Consider the following 1417-nt stretch of genomic DNA (forward strand, 5'->3'; position numbering starts at 1 on the left):
GCAACGACGGCATTTACGGCGAATGAAGTCGCCCAAGGGCAAGCGTTCTATGCGATGGCAGGTTTTAAACCTGAGCAAATTAAAAATGCGATGAAAGGCACATTATCAATGTCACTCGCCGGAGACATTGACTTAGCCACTACGGCGGATATTGGATCTAATATTTTAACCGGCTTTAAACTGAACTCGGATGAAATGAACCGCGTGAGCGACACATTAGTCGCAACGTTTACGCGCTCTAACGTCAATTTAAACATGCTCGGCGATACCATGAAATATGTTGCGCCAGTGGCGGCAGGGCTAGGGGTTGATATAGAAACAGCCGCCGCAGCCGCTGGTAAGCTAGGCGATGCAGGTATTCAGGCTAGTATGGCGGGAACAGGGTTAAAATCTATTTTGGGGCGCTTGGCTGAGCCGCCAAAACAAGCGGCAGAGGCGCTGACAAAGCTGGGAATTAAAACTCGCGATTCTAAAGGTAACTTACGAGAATTCACAGATATACTTGCCGAGTTGGACAAGAAAACTAAAAAAATGGGGAACGCACAGCGGGCTGGGTTATTTAAACACATCGCGGGAGAAGAGGCATTTGCAGCTCTAACAGTGCTAACAGACCAAGCTGGGACAGGGCAACTACAGGCTTTAATTGCAGAAATCAAAGCCGCAAAAGGTGAAGCCGAAAAAGTGGCTAAAACCATGACCGATAACCTTGACGGTGATTTGAAAAACCTCACGTCAGCGTATGAGGATGTCGGGATTCAAATCTTTGGTGGTGCCGATAGTCCATTGCGAGATATAGCTAAAAGCGTCACCGATATTATTTCAAGCTTTGGTGAGTGGGCAAAGAAAAACCCTGAAATAGTTAAAACACTCACAATGATTACATTGGGACTTGGTGCGGTTTTGGCAGTGGGCGGTGGCATATCTTTGATGATTGCTGCAATGATTGGTCCACTTGCGATGGCGAAGCTCAGCTTGTCAGTGTTAGGCATTAAAGGTAGTGGTTTCCTCTCGTTGCTGATTAAGCCAATTAAGCTGATTGGATCTGCGTTTATGATGTTGGGAAGGGCGTTATTAGCTAACCCGATTATCTTAATTATTACCGCCATTGCGGGTGCGGCTTATTTGATTTACAAGCATTGGGACAAGATAGGTCCCTATGTGAAAGGAGTGTGGAATTTAGTCGCAGGTATTTTTAAGGATGCCTTTGATGTCATTCAATCTTTCATTATGAAGTGGACGATTGAGCCAATCATCAAAGTGTGGGATGGAATAGTACGTTATTCAAAAGCGCTATGGGATGGTGTGTCGCAGATTTTTAATCAATTCTGGGAAGGGATTAAATCCTATGTTATGAACTGGACGTTAGTTGGTTTGGTTTATCAGCATTGGGATAAAAATTTATTTCTGTGACATCGCG

General features: G+C 44.9%; 1 protein-coding gene. It reads left to right on the top strand.

Annotation, left to right across the window (positions count from 1 at the left end):
- The coding region (locus PROVRUST_RS01245; protein ID WP_006812849.1) for a phage tail tape measure protein at positions 1-1410 on the top strand (1410 nt) is incomplete at its 5' end.
- Positions 1411-1417: the final 7 nt, after the last annotated feature.

The sequence above is a fragment of the Providencia rustigianii DSM 4541 genome (genome assembly GCF_000156395.1).
Classification (GTDB): Bacteria; Pseudomonadota; Gammaproteobacteria; order Enterobacterales; family Enterobacteriaceae; genus Providencia; species Providencia rustigianii.